General features: G+C 38.6%; 15 protein-coding genes. 5 read left to right on the top strand and 10 right to left on the bottom strand.

The features are described 5' to 3' along the window. Positions 1-50 precede the first annotated feature (50 nt). Both deoB and deoD read left to right on the top strand, forming a co-directional pair. Positions 51-1,274 carry a phosphopentomutase gene (gene deoB / locus EAE93_RS22025; RefSeq protein WP_214040586.1) on the top strand — a complete coding sequence of 408 codons (1,224 nt, stop codon included), beginning with the start codon at positions 51-53 and terminating at the stop codon, positions 1,272-1,274. A 76-nt stretch (positions 1,275-1,350) separates the two neighbouring features. Continuing rightward, positions 1,351-2,067: a purine-nucleoside phosphorylase gene (gene deoD, locus EAE93_RS22020; protein WP_036811781.1), complete on the top strand. Its 717-nt coding sequence runs from the start codon at positions 1,351-1,353 to the stop codon at positions 2,065-2,067. 90 nt (positions 2,068-2,157) lie between these two features. Here deoD and EAE93_RS22015 read toward each other — a convergent pair whose 3' ends face one another. Together EAE93_RS22015 and EAE93_RS22010 are read right to left on the bottom strand one after the other, a co-directional pair. Then, the gene (locus tag EAE93_RS22015; RefSeq protein ID WP_110085980.1) at positions 2,158-3,312 is read right to left on the bottom strand and encodes a trans-sulfuration enzyme family protein; all 1,155 of its coding nucleotides are present in this window, start codon (positions 3,310-3,312) and stop codon (positions 2,158-2,160) included. Between the two features lie 17 nt (positions 3,313-3,329). Further along, complete coding sequence (locus EAE93_RS22010; RefSeq protein WP_214040585.1) at positions 3,330-4,697, bottom strand: pyridoxal-phosphate dependent enzyme; 1,368 nt, start codon at positions 4,695-4,697, stop codon at positions 3,330-3,332. 463 nt (positions 4,698-5,160) lie between these two features. On the opposite strand from EAE93_RS22010, the gene EAE93_RS22005 reads away from it, so the two are divergent. Both EAE93_RS22005 and EAE93_RS22000 read left to right on the top strand, forming a co-directional pair. Then, positions 5,161-9,648 (top strand): hypothetical protein, encoded by a 4,488-nt coding sequence (locus EAE93_RS22005; RefSeq protein ID WP_214040584.1) that lies wholly within the window; start codon positions 5,161-5,163, stop codon positions 9,646-9,648. Positions 9,649-9,650: 2 nt separating this feature from the next. Continuing rightward, a complete protein-coding gene (locus EAE93_RS22000; RefSeq protein WP_214040583.1) occupies positions 9,651-11,696 on the top strand; it encodes a hypothetical protein in 2,046 nt (681 codons plus the stop codon). A 95-nt stretch (positions 11,697-11,791) separates the two neighbouring features. Here EAE93_RS22000 and EAE93_RS21995 read toward each other — a convergent pair whose 3' ends face one another. Further along, positions 11,792-12,211 carry a type II toxin-antitoxin system VapC family toxin gene (locus tag EAE93_RS21995; RefSeq protein WP_214040582.1) on the bottom strand — a complete coding sequence of 140 codons (420 nt, stop codon included), beginning with the start codon at positions 12,209-12,211 and terminating at the stop codon, positions 11,792-11,794. After that, the gene (locus EAE93_RS21990) at positions 12,208-12,462 is read right to left on the bottom strand and encodes a FitA-like ribbon-helix-helix domain-containing protein (protein ID WP_040150445.1); all 255 of its coding nucleotides are present in this window, start codon (positions 12,460-12,462) and stop codon (positions 12,208-12,210) included. Before EAE93_RS21990 ends, EAE93_RS21995 begins: the two co-directional genes overlap by 4 nt. Before the next feature lie 1,000 nt (positions 12,463-13,462). On the opposite strand from EAE93_RS21990, the gene EAE93_RS21985 reads away from it, so the two are divergent. Next, a complete protein-coding gene (locus EAE93_RS21985; RefSeq protein ID WP_214040581.1) occupies positions 13,463-13,720 on the top strand; it encodes a hypothetical protein in 258 nt (85 codons plus the stop codon). A 481-nt stretch (positions 13,721-14,201) separates the two neighbouring features. On the opposite strand, the gene EAE93_RS21980 is transcribed toward EAE93_RS21985, so the two are convergent. The 6 genes from EAE93_RS21980 to EAE93_RS24835 form a co-directional block, all read right to left on the bottom strand. Continuing rightward, a complete protein-coding gene (locus EAE93_RS21980) occupies positions 14,202-14,972 on the bottom strand; it encodes an SMI1/KNR4 family protein (protein WP_214040580.1) in 771 nt (256 codons plus the stop codon). Between the two features lie 180 nt (positions 14,973-15,152). Further along, positions 15,153-15,758: a hypothetical protein gene (locus EAE93_RS21975; protein WP_214040579.1), complete on the bottom strand. Its 606-nt coding sequence runs from the start codon at positions 15,756-15,758 to the stop codon at positions 15,153-15,155. 2 nt (positions 15,759-15,760) lie between these two features. Next, complete coding sequence (locus tag EAE93_RS21970; RefSeq protein WP_214040578.1) at positions 15,761-16,099, bottom strand: hypothetical protein; 339 nt, start codon at positions 16,097-16,099, stop codon at positions 15,761-15,763. 41 nt (positions 16,100-16,140) lie between these two features. Further along, positions 16,141-16,689: a hypothetical protein gene (locus EAE93_RS24840; protein ID WP_250151148.1), complete on the bottom strand. Its 549-nt coding sequence runs from the start codon at positions 16,687-16,689 to the stop codon at positions 16,141-16,143. A gap of 235 nt (positions 16,690-16,924) precedes the next feature. Next, on the bottom strand, positions 16,925-17,335 hold the full coding sequence (cdiI, locus tag EAE93_RS21960; protein WP_250151147.1) for a ribonuclease toxin immunity protein CdiI: 411 nt from the start codon (positions 17,333-17,335) through the stop codon (positions 16,925-16,927). Positions 17,336-17,338: 3 nt separating this feature from the next. Beyond that, a partial coding sequence (locus EAE93_RS24835; RefSeq protein ID WP_250151146.1) for a VENN motif pre-toxin domain-containing protein occupies positions 17,339-18,699 on the bottom strand: 1,361 nt, incomplete at its 5' end.

The raw sequence follows: 18,699 nt of genomic DNA, 5'->3' as shown, positions 1-18,699 counted from the left end.
AATGGTGGCATTTTCGCATTTTTAGTGTGATTTGACGCAGGAGAAAATTTATGAAACGAACATTCATCATGGTATTGGATTCTTTTGGCATTGGCGCCAGTGAAGATGCCGAAAAATTTGGTGATAAAGGATCTAACACTTTGGGGCACATCGCGGAAGCGTGCGCCCGTGGTGATGCTGATGTCGGTCGCAAAGGGCCTCTGTATTTGCCGAACTTAAGCCGTTTAGGTTTGGGTAAAGCGACTGAGGAGTCCTGTGGAACTTTCCCTGTAGGTTTGGATAAAGACGCGGACATTATTGGCGCTTACGCTTACGCCAGTGAACTCTCTTCCGGTAAAGATACACCGTCAGGTCACTGGGAAATTGCCGGAGTCCCGGTGCTGTTTGACTGGGGTTACTTCAAAGATGAAGAGAACAGCTTTCCGCAGGCATTGTTAGATAAACTGGTAGAACGCGCAAATCTGCCCGGTTATCTCGGTAACTGCCACTCTTCTGGTACGGTTATTCTGGATAAACTGGGTGAAGAGCATATGAAAACGGGTAAACCGATTTTCTATACCTCTGCTGACTCGGTATTCCAGATTGCTTGTCACGAAGAGACTTTCGGTTTGGATCGTCTGTACGAACTGTGTGAAATCGCCCGTGAAGAATTGACTGATGGCGGTTACAATATCGGTCGGGTGATTGCGCGCCCATTTGTTGGAGACAAGGCGGGTAACTTCCAGCGTACCGGTAATCGTCATGACTTAGCTGTAGAGCCGCCTGCTCCTACCATACTGAAAAAATTGGTCGATGAGAAAAATGGCGAGGTCGTTTCTATTGGTAAAATTGCCGACATTTATGCGAATGTCGGCATTACGCAAAAAGTAAAAGCGACCGGCATCGATGCACTATTTGACGCGACGCTGGTGGAAATGGAAAAAGCGGGTGACAACACCATCGTATTTACTAACTTTGTCGATTTCGACTCTTCTTATGGTCATCGTCGTGATGTTCCGGGTTATGCGGCGGCCTTGGAACTGTTTGACCGTCGTCTGCCTGAAATGCTGAAACTGGTGAAAGATGATGACATGTTAATCCTGACTGCCGACCACGGTTGTGATCCAACGTGGTCTGGTACTGACCATACTCGTGAGCACATTCCGGTGCTGATTTATGGACCAAAAGTGCAACCTGGTTCATTGGGGCACCGCGAAACTTTTGCTGATATTGGACAGACAGTCGCTGAATATTTCGAACTGTCGCCAATGGAATATGGCAAATCAATGCTCTGAACCTACTTACTGGCTGCTTTTGGGCAGCCATATATTACTAAAATAACCATTAAATAAAAAAATAAGGAATTTAATTATGGCCACGCCTCATATTAATGCTGAGATGGGTGATTTTGCAGACGTTGTTCTGATGCCTGGCGATCCATTACGTGCGAAATATATTGCTGAAACTTTTCTGGAAAATGTGCGGCAGGTAAACGACGTACGTGGCATGTTGGGGTTTACCGGTACTTATAAAGGCCGCCCGATTTCTGTGATGGGGCATGGTATGGGTATCCCATCCTGCTCTATCTATGCGAAAGAACTGATCACCGATTTCGGCGCTAAAGTCCTTATCCGTGTAGGTTCCTGTGGTTCAGTACGTCAAGATGTTCAGCTGCGTGACGTAATTATTGGTATGGGGGCATGTACTGATTCTAAAGTTAACCGTATACGTTTTAAAGATCACGATTTTGCGGCAATTGCTGATTTCGATCTGGTCCGTAACGCGGTTGATGCTGCTAAAGCAAAAAACATCAATGTGCGTGTAGGTAACATCTTCTCGGTAGAGCTGTTCTATACACCTGATCCACAACTGTTTGATGTAATGGAACAATATGGCATTCTGGGCGTAGAAATGGAAGCCGCGGGTTTTTACGGTGTTGCGGCTGAATATGGCGCAAAAGCGCTGACTATCTGTACCGTTTCTGACCACATCCGTACTCATGAAAAACTGACCGCCGAGGAACGCCAGACAACTTTCAATGAAATGATTGAAATCGCCCTGGAGTCTGTTCTGTTGGGTGATAAATAATCCGGTTCTACATTTGCTTTTGATTGCATAAAAAGAGCCGCTTTTTATTTAAATGCCAGCCAGTTGAAAAAATTGGCTGGCATTGCTCTTTTATTGAGCGGCTTTTTCCAACGCTTGAGCTAAATCGGCGATGAGATCCTCTGCATCCTCTATACCTACAGAAATACGTATCAACTGTGGCGTAATCCCGGAAGCAAGGCGTTTTTCTAATGGAATAGAAGCGTGGGTCATACTAAATGGTTGGCCGATCAGACTCTCCACTCCACCCAGACTTTCTGCCAATGTAAATAGCTTTAGCTCTTGAATTAACCGGCGGGCATAATCATCATCACCTTTTAAGTGAACAGAAATCATACCGCCAAAACCCTTCATTTGACGTTTCGCCAGTTCATGCTGTGGATGGGAAACGAGGCCGGGATAGAAGACGGTTTCGATCTGAGGCTGCTGTTCCAGCCAGTGTGCGATCTTTGATGCACTGTCGATGTGACGCTGCATACGCAGCGCAAGAGTCCGCATGCCGCGCAGTACCAGGAAACTACTAAATGGATCGAGCACGCCGCCGACAGAGTTTTGCAGGAAACCAAGTTTTTCTGCTAATTCTGCATCTTTTCCGACAACTGCCAGTCCTGCGATCACATCGGAGTGGCCGTTTAAATATTTAGTAGCGGAGTGCACAACGATATCAAATCCCAGATCAAGTGGGCGCTGGAGATACGGCGAGGCGAAAGTGTTATCCGCCACACTAATAATACCGTGCCGTTGCGCTATTTGTGCGATAGCCGCCAGATCAGCCAGTTTCAGCAACGGATTGGTGGGCGTCTCCACCCAAATCATTTTTGTGTCGGGACGAATGGCTGCTTCAAGGCCGGTAATATCATGGGCTTCCACGTAAGTGACACGCAAACCGGCAGTGCGGCTACGTACTTTTTCGAGTAGCCGATAGGTGCCGCCGTACAGATCATCGACGGCCACCACATGGCTATCCTTATCCAACAATTCTAGCACTGTGGAACTGGCAGCCAGCCCTGAACTAAAAGCGTAGCCTCGGCTACCGTTTTCCAGTTCGGCTATCGCGCTTTCCAGAGCGTCACGTGTCGGATTGCCGCTGCGGGAATATTCATAACCCGTGTGTTGGCCGGGGGCGGATTGGGCATAAGTCGAAGTGGCATAAATTGCCGGCATTATTGCGCCAGTGTGATCCGGTGTATAGCCAGCGTGAACAGTTTTAGTATCAAACTTGGTCATAGAATCATTCCTAAAAATCAATTAAGTTGCTGACGCCATGCATTCAGCACATCTGTGCGAGTTACCAGCCCAAGAAAGCGGCCATTATCGACGATCAGCGCCACATGTCCGGCGTCGAAAGTTGCCATCAATTGTTGCAGAGAAGCGCTCTTATCCAGCGTTTTCACCTGATGAGTCATAGCGTGACTAACGGGCAGGCTAAAATTATGTGGATCAGCCTGAACGGTATGCATTAAATCCCACTCGTCGATAATACCGACCACTTGCTCCTCTTTCAGCACCGGTAATTGTGAAATTTCATATAAGCGCATGCGGGTATGCGCGGTCCTTAACGTATCTTCTGGCGATATAAAAACCGTAGCGCCATCCTGATAGCGATAAGTAATATAGTCGCTGAGATCGTGCTGCGGCATACGTGATTGAAATCCCTGCTCTAGCATCCAATAATCGTTAAACATTTTTGACAGATACTTATTTCCACTGTCACATGCTAGCGTAACCACACGTTTGGGAGTGGTCTGCGCACGGCAGTAGCGCAGTGCGGCGGCGAGCAAGGTACCGCTGGAAGAGCCTGCCAGCACACCTTCCTTTAATAACAGATCACGGGCACGGGAAAAAGCTTCTGCATCACTGACACGGTATGCGTGGCGCACGCGACTAAAATCGCCCAGAGGAGGGATAAAATCCTCGCCGATGCCTTCTACCTGCCAGCTTCCGGCTTCACCATATTTGCCGTGTTCAATATAGTCCACCAAAATAGAACCATTTGGGTCTGCCAGAACAAACTCAGTTTCCGGCGAAACTTGAGCGAAATAGTGACTCAAGCCGCCAAGCGTACCGCCGGACCCGACACCGATCACCACTGCATCGACATTGTGGTCCATTTGCTGCCAGATTTCCGGTCCGGTAGTGGTCGTGTGCGCTGCTGAGTTAGCTGGATTGTTGAACTGATCGATATAATAAGCGCCGGGGATCTCTCGCGCCAGACGCAGGGCGTAATCTTGATAATACTCTGGATGACCTTTGCTGACATCAGAACGGGTAAGACGTACATCGGTGCCCAGTGCACGCAGATGAAACACCTTCTCCCGGCTCATCTTATCTGGAACGACCAGAATCAATTTATAGCCTTTCAGAGCGGCGACTAGCGCTAATCCAATGCCGGTATTACCGGCAGTAGCTTCGATAATCGTACCACCGGGTTGAAGTAACCCTTGTTCTTCCGCCTGCTCGATCATGGAAAGAGCGACGCGATCTTTAATAGAGCCACCGGGATTTTGATTCTCCAGCTTAATAAATAATTGACACGGACCGGTATTCAGATGCGTTAACTCCAGCAATGGGGTATTGCCAATCATATCGAGAACAGAGCGTGATGTGGTCATATCATATCCAGATAATCCGTTGTATTCAGATAGTTATGGAGGATAACTCTGTATATGTATTTGTTTGAAAGAATGAATAGCAACCATATATAGCCAAAAGGAATATATTAGTTTTATTTTAGATGTTAAGAAGTATAGACGTTTAGATTTCCCGATTTATTAAAGAGTGAGGTAAATAAAATCATTTAATTTACAGTCGGGAGCTAATCAGAATAAAAACGATGATTTTTATCAGCAATTTATACTTCGATAACTTAGTTATTAATCTAAGAAGTATTCAGGTTTTAAAAATATTCCATAAATAAGATGATAGCTATTTTCATCTTATTTACTTTTAGACTCTGTTATGATTTTAAAATAACATCCTCCTGTTTTCTTCTGTCCTCTGTATTTACTCTGGAAAATCATATGCATTTTGTGTAGAGTTTGATCGTACAAAAATAAAACAGAAGAGACTTCATGAATGAGGTGGTCTGAAACCTTAAAAGAAAAACTTTTTGATATTGCGTATGAGAAATTGGAATTATTTAAAAGATTAGATGGTGTTATTGATGAACATACTGAGATCTTGGAGGATATCAGACAAGATCTTAAACATGATGAGGCGACAGCTATTGCAATTATGTTTGAGCTTGCAAAGATGGGATTCCTATATCAAAGAAGTAGAGATAAGGCACGCAAAGTCGCTTTGCCGATGAAAGACAAAACAGCTTCTAAAGACGATTTTACATTATGTGTATCTTATAAAACGTTAACAAAGAGAGATAAAGAGGCGTTTTTAGAAGCTAATCAACTTTTTGCAGCGGGATGGTTGGTAAATGATGTTGTTGCTCACTTTTCGCAGCAATTAAATCGATCGGAAAGAAACATTATACAAGAATTGTATCGCCAAAAATTGATTATTCTCTTAGATGGGGAATATCAGCCATATGGCATGGTTCATCAGTTAGAACAATCTAGCCTTGCTAATTATTTAGCGAATAAGAGAGCGCCACAGCATCTTAAAGATGACATTAATGTACTGAGATCTCAATTATCTGAGTTGTATAACGTATATCAAAATAATCACCCAACACTGGTATTTTCAAATGACGGAACGGGTTTTGGTAAGAGTTATGGAGTACTTAATCGTTACATTGAATCGGTTACTGTTAATGCGAAAGACAGTGATTTTACCAATTTTTTATTTGTTACTCCCCAGAAATCACAGATTGATTTTGACAAAAAGTTGATTAAAAAGGCGAAGAAAAAAGGCATTGAATTTCTTGGTCTTTACAGCCAAGAAGATCTGAGAGACTTGAACTTTGTAAACTGGGTTGAAGATTGCAATGGAGAAATTATTGAGAATAGAAAACGTTATTTAACATGGGAAAAAAGGGCGAAAAACTCACCGCTAGCATCGAAAGCCAGTAATTTAGCTATTGTTGTTAGAGCGATAGAGAGTATTGAAAAGCAAATTCTAATACAAAAACAGCAAGGTGATGACGTTGATCTTATTCAGGATTATGAAGATCAGCTTAAAAAGTGTAAATCTAATTTAACGAGGGTGCTTGATGAGTTATCTGAGGCTGCTTTAAACCAACAAGAGTCGGCCGTTAATCTACCTGCTATTATGGGAGCAGAGAACAAGATTGAACTGTTGCGTAAAGAAATTATCTTTCATTGTATACCAATGGCGGCTGCGATGGTTTCGCCCTGTATTCTGCTAGCAACGACTAGTAAATTTGACAAGCCGATTAAAATGCCACGGATAAATAGGGGAGGTAAATATATTGTAAAATCGATACCTTTTGATTACTTAATTGGTGGAAAAAAGAAACTTACAAACAATACATTAAGTGCTTTTTTAGAATCCCCTGTTGCAGAACAAATTGAACATTTAAAGACAGATTTTTTTAAGATCGACGACGAAAACTATTTTAGAAAACACAATATCAGTTTTACATTAGTGATTGATGAAGAACATGAGGCTTACCGAATTTTTTCAAATTCGCGTAGTGTGAATTTAATTGATGATAAAGTACAACTTGTTCATGTTTTTGCGGTAACTTACCGTCTATTACAACAAGTGAAAGATATTGATGTTGCTAAGATGTCATATTTACCTTTTCTCTCTGAGAAAAATGAATTTATTAATGATATCAAGGCGTATTTGGAAAAGAATTGCGAGCTATCTTTAGAAGGCACTATTGAACAAAACTTGGAGTCTTTACTTAAACTTTTTTCTGGTAATATCGATTTTGTTCAAATTAAGGGTGATGATATTGAACAAGTCATTAATATTACCAGAAATGTATTTAGTTTTTCTCCTAAACGTTTTTTTAATGAAGAGTCACTAAAGAAAGTGAAAATTGAATTTGTGCATAGAGGAAGTGGTTGTCAATTATATTATTCTACGGATAGTCGAGATAAAAATCCTTCTCTTCACGATACTTATCAACTTGCGATAGTAGTATTGGCTGCTGCCGCGAAGATTTCGAGCCGTTCACAATTTGCGAAATCACTTAAACAGGCGGGGGATAGTAGTCAAAACTTTTTGATGTATAAATTTATACAGAAAGCAGGAAAAATCAGGAATGAACTGAAACAAATGTTTGAACATCCTGCGTCGGAAGAAATGTTGATTTCTCACTTTTATACATATTTTCAGTCTAAAACCGTATTTACCATAGAGCGGATGAAAGAGTTAGAGTTTCAAGACGAGACATTAAGTCATCTCACGTATATAAATTTTACTCTTGATCTTATTAAAGAGCAGCCCGAAGTGGCTTTGTTCCGTAGCCTCTATAACACAAGAAATAGCGTAATTTGTCTCAGTGCGACGACAGGTTTTGCTGAAACCTATTCAGGGCAATATAATCGTAATTTCTTACGACGATTTTGCTCTGGTAAACCAAATAACTTAGCTATTCAAATCATTGAGCGAGGTGGTACTGATATTGCGTTATTGGCTTCTCTACGGGATAAACGAGCGGAATTGAGAACTATTGACTTTAGTGTATTTAATTCAGATCTTCCTTTATTTGATTTTTGCCAGGATTTTGATGAGAGTTTTAAAATAAAATTTAATTTTCTTAGGAACGAGCTTTACGGTTTGGATAGAAATTTTAAAAAGAGTTTAAATAATTACCAAAAAATAGAGTTCGAACGCCAGCTTTGTTCTATGCTCCTTGCTGCTTATCAAGGTAAGCATACGATGAGTTTGGCATTGAGTAATCGTTTTCAGCGCAAATTGAAAAAATATTTTTCCAGAGCAGAAGTAAAAATTAAGAATATCAAAAAAGTGCATAATTCATGGAAAATATTTGAGTATTTACCTTTTGCAAATAAACCTAAGATACGTGTGATTTTATTTGATGCGGAATTACGTAAAGAGTGTAATATTAGAGACTTCATCCATATAAAGGATAAAAATACGAAAATTGTATTACTCTCCTCTTATAAAAGTGCCGGTACAGGGTTAAATTATTTTCTTACTTATCCAGAAGAAGGTGGGGATTTATTTGAGGAAGATTTTGAGCGTTTAGTATTAACGAGTTCGCCATTCTGGAGTGCAATCATTAAGGATGAAAAAACAAATGATAGGACACTCCACTCATTACAAAACTATCTGCTGTTAATGAAACAATGTTCTGATTCAGATGAGGAAAAATTTCTAAAGGATTTTGATATCAATTTATCAAGTGGTGAAGATTACCAGTTCTTAATGCGTGAACATAGGATCTCTAAACTAAAAGATTTAATGCAAGCTATTGGTCGTGTTGAGCGTAAAGATACGAAGATAAATACAGAGATATTTATTCCAGATAGTGCTGTAGAGGATGGAATAGTTCTGTTTAATCAATTTACTCGAATTAAAAGAAATCGTCCGATATTAGAGAGTATGTCTTTATTAAATCATCATTTTATGCGGCTATGCGAAAAAGAAAGAATGATGTGTAGTTTTAAATCATGTGAAGAGAGAGAATTATTTGAGGAAAAAATAGCTAGAAATTCGGCTTTACTTAAAGAGTTTTTTGAAGATTTTGTTCCAGAGGTGCTCTCCGTTGCAAGGAAAGATAATGCCGAAGCGATTATATTCAATGAACATCTTAGATCTATTGAAAGTTTGATATCGCCATCAAGTTATGTAAAAAGACTGAAATCAAATCCCCATGTCAAAAAATACCAGGCAATGATGGAGGCGGTTGATGCATTATATATTGATATATCTACTACTCCACAGTTGAAGTTAAGTATTAAAAATCTTGAAGATGGGATAGTAACGTTAACTGATATTGAACATGGTTATTCAATATATCATCCTAAAGAATGGATATTTTCAGGTATTGGTAATCGAATTGATGGTAGAAAAGATGAACATGTCACACATCTTTTAAAAGAAATTGCAATTATAAGCAAGAATGTGTTTAAAGATTGTATTCCACATCCTTTTTTCATTCCATTGCTCAAAGGGAATATTGGTGAGTATTTATTTACCCTACTTTTAGATAGGCAACATAATTGTCAGCCAATAGATCCTAAATTATTGAGTGAAAAAATAGGAAAAAAAGCTTATGAATTGTTTGATTTTTATATTGAGGCGGATAAACATTTAATTTGTGTTGATACAAAGAATTGGTCATCTACTTTAGATAAAAGATACCAATCATTAAAAACGCATAATAATGCTCAAGGAAAAGCTGAAACTATTTTAAGTTATATTGATAATAAATATGAATCAGTTAAGTTCGTATATTTAAATACTCGCATGGAAAATAATCCATTAAATCTTGAGCAAGAAATATCTCCGGATAGTAAAATTTATTATCTTAACTTATTTAAAGAATACTTTGGGTATGAAAATAAAAAGCAAGATTATGACCAAGATTTTCGTATAGGTCCAGGAAGTAAGTTAGTTAAAGAAGTTCGTATTAATAAACAAATTTTAAATTTATTGCAAGGTGATTGATAATGATAAAGTTAGCTGATATTGCTAAAGATTGTTCTGACGTTTCTCCTGTAGCTAAAACTAACATTTTAGACATTGACGGGAGTATTTCTGGTAATATAGAGAAGCTATTTGAAGTAGATGATGGTAGTGGATTATATATTACTCATGGTCAAAAGAGCTTTGTTAAAGAAAAGGGAGAAAGAGACAAAGACTTCTATGCTAAAGTAGATAAGGAAATACAAAAAATCATAAGGAAAAAACTAAATTTAAATCCATCAGAAAAAGTGTTTTACGATAGTTTTTGGAGTAGTAAAGCAGTTCACTTTTTTTATCTTTCCGACCAGGAATATGACATAAAAGGGTTTATTGATAAATTTGAAGAAAATAGCAAATTTTTATGCAATGTTTTTTCTGCGATTGTGGGATTGCATATTAAAATAATTTTTCTAAAAGAGCTTGAAGAGAATTATGAAATAGAACCTGAATTTTATAATTCACGAATTTATTTATCAGCAGAAAAACGTGGTAATATAATTGATTCTTTTTATCCGCGTTTTCATTTCTTTATTCAAAAGGAGTTAGTCGTAAATTTACATAGAAAGGCTTTTAGAATTGAAAAAAAAGTGGATTCATACAATGTGGGTTCATACAACACAGAAGAAATTCAATTGTTATTTAGAACTAAAGAAAATAATTTTCAGGTCATAGATAACATCAATACCAATGAACACTCTAAGAAAAAATTCATGCGATTCATGAAAGGATATCGAAATAGTAAAAATTATGTTCAAAACTTGATTATACAAAAAATAAAAGAACTACTAAATCATGCTGAGATCTCTTTTAGTGAAAGATACTTTAAAGCTGATTATATCCTTCATGACTTTATCACGGTTAATAAAAATTTATTACATCCTCTGGTATTAATAGATGCCAGAATTACAAAGCATTCTGCTGATAATAAATCAAAAATGTTCTTGGAAAAAGAGATTAAGGAAGTATTTGAACTACAAGAATTAACTGATTCTCCTGTTCAAGATTTTAATTTATTGGATAAAAATAAAAACTATTTGGTTCTTAATTCATTGGATGATGGAGCTAAAACCAGTATATTGGTCAAAGGTGAAATTAAAAACACGACATGGGATGCATTTAAGCATATTGGAGAAAAGGAAATAGAAGATGCTGAATTGGATTACTATTCGAAATTGAAACGCTATAGGTTTGAAGCGCAAGGTGAAACAGTTATTCAGGGTATAGATTTAGATAATAATATTGTGGAAAACGATAAGGAGACTGGCCTGGAAAAACTAAGCAATAAAATACGTACAAAGATACAAAAGATCAAGAGTGAACTTTGGCTAAAAGAGAGAGTTTTTAAAGAGAAAAAAATTGAAAATATTGACCTTCCAGATTTAAAGATAACTCTTGTTTATATTAGGATTCCAGAAGAATATAAGAAAAATAAGGAAATATTGGCTTCAATAGTTGATGTTAATATTCATAATAAAACGATTTTCATCAATGGACATTCACTTTTAAAGAGTCATACGGCCCTTAAGGAAAAATGCGAATTTATGAAGAAAATATCAAGTCTTTATAATGATTCTTTTTATTTGATTGATAATGTTGAAGAAGTTATTCTTAGTCGATATCACTCAGATAGAATTCCTAGAATCGTCGGTAATCAGAAAATAGATAATATTGAATATGCTTTGGAAGATGAAAATTTAGTAAATAGAGTATGTAATCCGATTGAAACAGTTTTGCCCTATTACTTAGCGCCTAAACAGAATAGTCAGTATGAACATATTTATCTTCAACCGAGGGGAGATGACTTATTGTATTTTGTATCACCCTGTAATTCACCTAATCAAACGATTGCAAAAGAGAACTTAATTTACAATATTTTGACTATGGATAAAGAGGGCAAACAGATAAATGCTATGGAACAAAATATCACATCTATTTTCCTACGTTCTTTTACCAACGATATATTAAGGTTAAGGGAAGTTAGTAAAAGCTCTTTATTTGAGAAAATAGCTAAGATATACATTGAAAACTAAGTGGAAATTAAAAGATTTTCTCCGAAAAAGCGGAAGGATTACACCGGCGGCACCGAGGCTATGCTAAAAGTCACGGTGCCAAATAAAGTTGCCTGCTAATTCTCCCAGGGATTGATCACGTTCACACCAGCTGCCTCGAACAGGCTAACATCTCGTGTGGCAACTATCATGCCATTTGCGGCGGCAGTTGCAGCGATATATCCATCTGCCACGCTGATTGCCAAACCGGCGATCCGGGCTTTTGCCATAAGTTCACTATAAGATTGTGACGCTGACATGTCGAATGATAATACACGTCCGGTGAACAAGGGTAATACCTGCTTTTCCAGGTTCTCCTGCAATTTATCGCGGCGTTTCCCTATGGGCAGTGAAGCCAAACCAAAGCGCAGTTCGGCTACGGTTATTGCCGACAGATATAGGGTTTCAATCGGTTGTGCGTCTAGCCACTTAATGACACGTGATTCAGGAGCCTGACGCAGTGGTTCCGAAATCACGTTAGTATCCAGTATAATCATTCAAAATTCATCGGGTTAGCAGGAATTTTGTCACGTATTTGCTCAATGGCTGTAAACTCCTCATCGGTTAACTTGGATTGGCGGCCAATTTCAGCTAGCATCGATCCTAACTTGATCCGACCTTCGGCTTTTACGGATTCTTCCAGAATGGCGCGTACTTCGGCTTCAGCACTGCGGCCATGAATAGCAGCACGTACTCGTAAAGCACGGTGTACTTCATCAGGGATGTTCCTGACAGTCATCATTGCCATAATTCATCTCCTATATTTGCATACAATGCATTCAATATAATAAAATGAATACAGATTGGCAAGCAACCTCATAGATAAACGGGAGAGGGCCTTCGAGTTAAACGGAAACGTGTTTTATTCACATAGTTTATGAAGTTTTTCCTGTTTTCTGTGACTTTCATTTAATTAAGGAAAAAACATAATGAACTATTCTCAAAAGGATTTTTAACATCATCAGCTAATCTTTGAAAAACCTTAGTGTTTACATATCCCTGAACTGATTCAAAACATTTAACAGGATTAACCGGATTTTAAAAATGATTTAAAAAATGGGTTTTGATCTTAATACCATCAGTTGATCTGTTACCTTCTATGGTTTTAAACCTGAAAAATAAAATACAGGAAAAGGAAAAACGAGAAAACTGAATGACAATTTAATGAAAACGGGGAGGGTAAATAGGGGCTATAAAACGTAAATACCATTCATTAAATCTTTTCTAGCGATCGTAAAATCCTTTTTATCGGTGATTAATCAGCTAAGGGGTAAAAAAACAGGTACTCTATTAATGCCAGATTTTTAAAAGGCATAGAGTGATTACGGCCATAACCATTTGAAAATACGAATGCGGATAGATTAGAGGTATTATATAACATATTGATTTAAAGTGATAAATTCCACTTTTTGGCAGAATGGTTAATGACATTTAATCGAAATCCATTAACCATTAACGGAAAGTTAAAAAGAAATCAGCACGATAGGGAAAGTTTTTTAATGAACTGAAAGTTAAATGTTTTATCACCGTCATTTTAAGACTTAAGCTATAAAATAATGCAATAAAAAAGAGATAAAACGGTTAATTGGGTAGGATTTAAGCTTTTTTAAGAAAGAGGGTTTATCCGAGAAAACATCAAGGGGTATCTTTAATGTCGTCAGGCTATTTACTGGTTGGTTTATAAAAAACACTCAGGATTACCAGTAAAACAGAGCTAGTAAAAATAAAATGCGGAAAGGATAAAAATAATGGTTAAAACCTTGTGCCGATTAAAACCGGAGATTAAAAAAATGACTTTTAATAGTAGTTTAAAACCTGCCCATCATAAATATTTCAGTGAAAAACAAGAAAGAATGGGTTTTATTAATATTCATATTCCTAGAAAAAAGGAAGGTAATCATATGAATAATTTAATCAGACAATCTATTTTCCCAAAGGAATGGATTTTAATAACGTTTTTAAATGGTATAAACTTTGCCATAAACCAGTTAAATAGCCGGTTATAAAAAAGTTCAAGTGAATGATTTAACAGAATACAAGTCTGGTTAATTGCGGTGTTATTGTTTTTAATTTATTATGTAAAGCTGTAAAATACTCTGGATTAAACGGCTTTAATCAGTATAGTCTACGATTTGATTTAAACTATTCTGTTTTTTATGTCTTTAATGTGATCTAGGGTTAAAATCAATTCATACCGTTACCTTCCAAACTGTTTTCGTGCTCTGGTAATACTTAAATACCTCTCCAACTGTTATCACCTTTCTGGCTGATTAATCTACCAGACCTTTTATCCTTGTTTATATAATGATAATACTCCGTATTTTAAATAGGTTTGTCAGCAACTGAGATTCTTGCTCAAAATTAAATGGCCTGATTCTAGTGAAGTTACTGACTCCGGTATCATTAGCCGCGTAGTATAAACTGTCCAACTTTATGAGTCACTTCATATTGGTTAGGATTCCATTTCAATTTGCTATAAATTGCATATTATCTGCAATCTGTTATACCTATTTTTATACTCTCTCCATCAGAGATATTCCGTATTTGCAGAGCAAAATTAGCTCTAATTCTCATGGCTTCAAATGATCGGGATAAATGAAGATTTCCCAATTCATATTCTCCGCCAGCAACGAAGGGAGTTTTAGGTATTAAACGATAACCAGATTGAATAGGGCCATTAATTTTTTGCCAAGAATGCGCTAAAGAATACCCAGTTAGGACTTCATAATCTTCCAATATAATTCCACACCATTCATTTATGCTTTCAGCCAACTTATCAAATAAACCTGTTTCAGGATCGAATGCATAGATGTAATTATCTTTTAAACAAAACTGATTTCCAAAGATATCTTCTGCAAAAAAAAGAGCGTCTTTAGCCATATCTTCATATGAGTCAATCCATAGTTCATTGTTATTCCAGTCTATTAGGCCAATTTCTTCGTTCACTGTTTCATATGGAAAAACTCGTAAAGCTGACTCGAACCCATAAAATCCATTTTTTTTCGTTAATAGACAACTTAATTCATCTACTAATGATGGCCCATAAACAGAAGTAATGTATTTTTCTGACTTAACAGAAGAAATATCGTTACTACAAATAGATAATAACTTATCAGTTAAAGGCCACATTTTTTCATTTCTCTGTCTTTTTGACATGCAAAAGGGTATCTCTCCTCGCAGGGTAGAAGCGCTGGTGATACCCCGGCCCTGAATTTGTCCACCGAGGTTAGTGATGCCCTGTTGGGCGGTTAAATCCACTTTGTCCACTCTGAATAAAGCGTAAGCATCTGGTTATCTCATCTGGCGGTAGAAAGATAATATTGAGCGATTTTGCACTTAAATAAATGCTTACTGTAATTCTCCATACAGAACTTCCCCCTACTTGTTGGGTGTCCAACTTTCGGGGGCGATTTATAAGGCCGGGATCTGTATTTTTATTTACTCTGAGTACATTCGCGTGAAATAGGTATTGATAAGATCATTATCCAGTAAACGATCAACAGTAAAATCTACTGTATCAGATACCGCAATGCCTCGGTGTAACTCTTTGGGAAAGTCATCGATTGATGCATAAACCGTTGGCATTAGATACCTAAAATAGTCTCCCATTTTGGTTTCATCATCATAGCCTATTGGATAGTCTTCCCCTGCATAACTACCCTCCACACCATGATAAACAAAAAAACCTTTATTAACAGGTAAATTAGTTTCACTGTAATGACCTGATTCAACTAAACTATTCTTAAGATTTTCAACAATATCTGCTTTGGACTGGTTATCTCTGTTACGCCAAGATGAATATAAATCAACCGAAAAATGCCCATTTTTATTTTGAGGATAATTAGTAAAACATGATGATTCTTCCCACATATATTCCGTTAATTGATCAAGAAGTGACTCTGCATCGCTAATTGATAATATTTTTTTAGGTAAATCGCCAAAACAATTATTAACCATCACGGCAATTCTTCCATTCTTATCCATTGCGAACCAAGTAAATATTGTTCCAAATTCTGGCTTCCAGTTTTCATTCAATATTGTCATGTCTATTTTCCTTTTGGCCAACTTACCGCACAGTTTGCACACGGTGGGATGATAGCATCAGAAGGAATATTGTCTTTCCTCCAGACATCTCTGGGCCTTAGTGCATCAGTAAATTTAATTCTAGATGGATTTACACCTTGTCTGACTAATTGATCCGCAGCAGAAACTTCAGCACAAGCACCCGCTTTGTTTTTACAAAAACTTGTGAATTCTTCAATCTTAACATTTAATTGTTTTTCAATGTATTTAACAGTGTCCGGATGTAATGCTTCTGCTGTTATTTTAGAGTTGCTACTACCTGTAGCTATTTTTCCTGTCACTGGATCATATGCACCAACCATTGTTGCGTTCTTAACTTGCCTGTGACTTAGATGTAAATCCATTAATTTAAGAGATTTTGCTGTGCTTGAGCGGCTATCTTATCAGATTGAGCAGCGCTAATCCCTTTATTAACATTAGGCACAGACTTCCCATCAAACTTACCCGTCGGATGCTCAACATTCGTCACCGTTCCCTGATTCTTCTGACTGTATTGCCCTTCACCGGCTTTCCAATTAGTGCCTTGGCTATTTGCCGTGACTTTCGAAGATGATGGTGAAGATTTCGCTCCTCTGGTTCCCTCAACCACAATCGGTAATGTCATCGCCATTGCCTGGGCCGTTTCAGGACTCATGCCCATCGCCTCAAAGCGTTTTGTCCAGCCGAGTTCGCCTGTGGCGACCTGACTTAACGTATTCACCGCAGGTAGGTAGTTTTTGAACTCATTGGGTAACGTACCATCCCGGTCCATATTTTTGAGGGTACGTTCAAACACCGGCCACTGATCAACCAGATAACCATACTTCTGTGCACACTGGGTCGGGCTGCTGTTGCAGAAATTCATCATTTCTTGCTGATTACGGATATTGGTATCAACCATCTCTTTGATCACCTGTTCGTCCCCCCGAATTGTGCATCCTTATCCTTTGCAGCGCTTTTACGCCAAACACCCGAGGTAGGAGCCGGATGCGTTAGTAGCGCACGTCCAGATCTGTGCGGGGGGTAGCCGGTAACGGCTATTCCTACCGCGACTATATCCCGTGGAACGGGGGCAGTTGATTATCCGGCTGGTTGATAATGGCTGACGGCTAAAAAGGAAGATCCCAGCACTTGGCTGGGATCTGGCGTTAACAAGGCAATTGAGTGAGTAATGAATTTACCTGATCTGCATCTTCTGGATGTAATTGAAGATATTTTTCACATGCCATTCTGACATACTCAAAACCGACTGACTCAGGAACGATAATTTCCCCACTATAAACACTGAACATAATTCCTTCAAAATGGTATGCGGGATCTGAGTCTTCTAAATCTGGAAAAGTGCAATCAGTTTCATTAACACAACATCCACATTTTTTCACAATAAATGGTAAAGCCCATAAAAATTTACGTTGTAAATATATAGAATTAAAAAATTCTTTCATCACCCACTCAGGGTCATTGTTATAGTCTACTTTTCCGAAAAGTTGTTTATTCATCATTTCCCATTCAGAATCATTGTCGTAATCATTTTTTTCGAAAAGTTGTTTATTGTTCATTTCTTATTTCTCCGCTGGGAAAAAGTTCATAACCCTACCTGTTTCTTGATCCAGATAGACTTGGAATGTCACACCACCTGCTGTTGATTTATATTCTCTTCGACCTTGGGAAATGGCTTGCTTATAACCACTAGAAGCAGCTTGTTGACCTAGTTCTAGCATTTTTTGATCAGAGAAAACTTTCGGGTCATATACTGTTTTCGTTAACGGTTTACCACCTTTGTACTCACCCTCAATAATTTTTCCAGTTCTATCTTTCTTTGGCAATTGATACGAAATATCAGTGATACCTTTCATACTTGTTGGAGTCTGACTAAGGATTTTGATGCCATTTTCAGATGCCGCTTGGATAAACAAATCTGCATTATGTGTTCCATACACTCCTTTGTTAGTTATCCCATCAAACGTAGTCAGATGTTTCTTCTGTTCTAAAGCAAAATGAATTCCATCTGCAAAAATTGTTTCTTTTTCATAAGGTAGTGACTTACCATCAAACTTACCTGTCGGATGCTCAACATTTGTCACCGTACCCGTTTCTTTCGAGCTGAATTTCCCTTCTCCAGCAGCCCATTGAGGAAGCGAGTTTTCAGTTTTGCTGACAACGACCGGGACTTTATCCAGCGTAGGCGATTTCTTCGTCATGACACTGACAAGAATGCTGCCCATCGCTTCTAACGCTCTCTGGTCACCCTCACTTGCTTTTTTAGCCGTTTCCTTGATGGCCTGCCAGCTCTCACCATTCATTAACGACTTCACACTTCCGGCGACAGCCTGATTTTTGCCCTCAACATCATTTAAGGCCGTCTGACAATAGTTGCTACCTGTTGCACAACTGGCAAGTGCCATAGCGCCATCAAGCGCATAGTCCCCGCCAGCCATCACAAAATCACCGGTATCACCAACCGCATTCAGTGCACCATTGATCATCTGTGATGTGGTGCCTTCACCCAATTTTTCTCTGATCTGCGCTTGCCACCATTCCTTGCTTTCTTTGACGGATTGACGGGCTTTGTCACCTGCCAGTGAGTTATTCTCCACCGCATTCTTCCCGGCCTGGGCACCGGTGACGGCGCTCCCGGTGGAGTCACCGGCAATGCCGCCTGCCAGCCCTGCCGCCAGGGTGGAGAGGGTGCTGATGGTCTGTTTTTCCTCTTCACTTAAGTCGCTGACTTTAGCATTTTCGCCGTGAATATGCTTCATCAGTTCTCGCGCGGCCAGTTCACCGCCCGCCGCTCCTGCCGCGCCCGCCAGCGCATTGTTACCACTGACTTCGGCGGCCACTGCCCCCAGAATTGCATGGGCCAGAGTATTGGTGACGACATCGACTTGATGGGTTTTCGGGTCGGTAGTCAGGTCTTTAATCA

Source organism: Photorhabdus akhurstii, from assembly GCF_018448925.1.
Taxonomy (GTDB): domain Bacteria; phylum Pseudomonadota; class Gammaproteobacteria; order Enterobacterales; family Enterobacteriaceae; genus Photorhabdus; species Photorhabdus akhurstii.
This window is presented reverse-complemented; position numbering and strand designations above follow the sequence as displayed.

Excerpts from the sequence above, each read along its gene's own strand:
- deoB (WP_214040586.1), top strand. The coding sequence starts at position 51 with ATGAAACGAACATTCATCATGGTATTGGATTCTTTTGGCATTGGCGCC.
- deoD (WP_036811781.1), top strand. The coding sequence starts at position 1,351 with ATGGCCACGCCTCATATTAATGCTGAGATGGGTGATTTTGCAGACGTT.
- EAE93_RS22015 (WP_110085980.1), bottom strand. The coding sequence starts at position 3,312 with ATGACCAAGTTTGATACTAAAACTGTTCACGCTGGCTATACACCGGAT.
- EAE93_RS22010 (WP_214040585.1), bottom strand. The coding sequence starts at position 4,697 with ATGACCACATCACGCTCTGTTCTCGATATGATTGGCAATACCCCATTG.
- EAE93_RS22005 (WP_214040584.1), top strand. The coding sequence starts at position 5,161 with ATGAGGTGGTCTGAAACCTTAAAAGAAAAACTTTTTGATATTGCGTAT.
- EAE93_RS22000 (WP_214040583.1), top strand. The coding sequence starts at position 9,651 with ATGATAAAGTTAGCTGATATTGCTAAAGATTGTTCTGACGTTTCTCCT.
- EAE93_RS21995 (WP_214040582.1), bottom strand. The coding sequence starts at position 12,211 with ATGATTATACTGGATACTAACGTGATTTCGGAACCACTGCGTCAGGCT.
- EAE93_RS21990 (WP_040150445.1), bottom strand. The coding sequence starts at position 12,462 with ATGGCAATGATGACTGTCAGGAACATCCCTGATGAAGTACACCGTGCT.
- EAE93_RS21985 (WP_214040581.1), top strand. The coding sequence starts at position 13,463 with ATGGTTAAAACCTTGTGCCGATTAAAACCGGAGATTAAAAAAATGACT.
- EAE93_RS21975 (WP_214040579.1), bottom strand. The coding sequence starts at position 15,758 with ATGACAATATTGAATGAAAACTGGAAGCCAGAATTTGGAACAATATTT.
- EAE93_RS21970 (WP_214040578.1), bottom strand. The coding sequence starts at position 16,099 with ATGGTTGGTGCATATGATCCAGTGACAGGAAAAATAGCTACAGGTAGT.
- cdiI (WP_250151147.1), bottom strand. The coding sequence starts at position 17,335 with ATGAACAATAAACAACTTTTCGAAAAAAATGATTACGACAATGATTCT.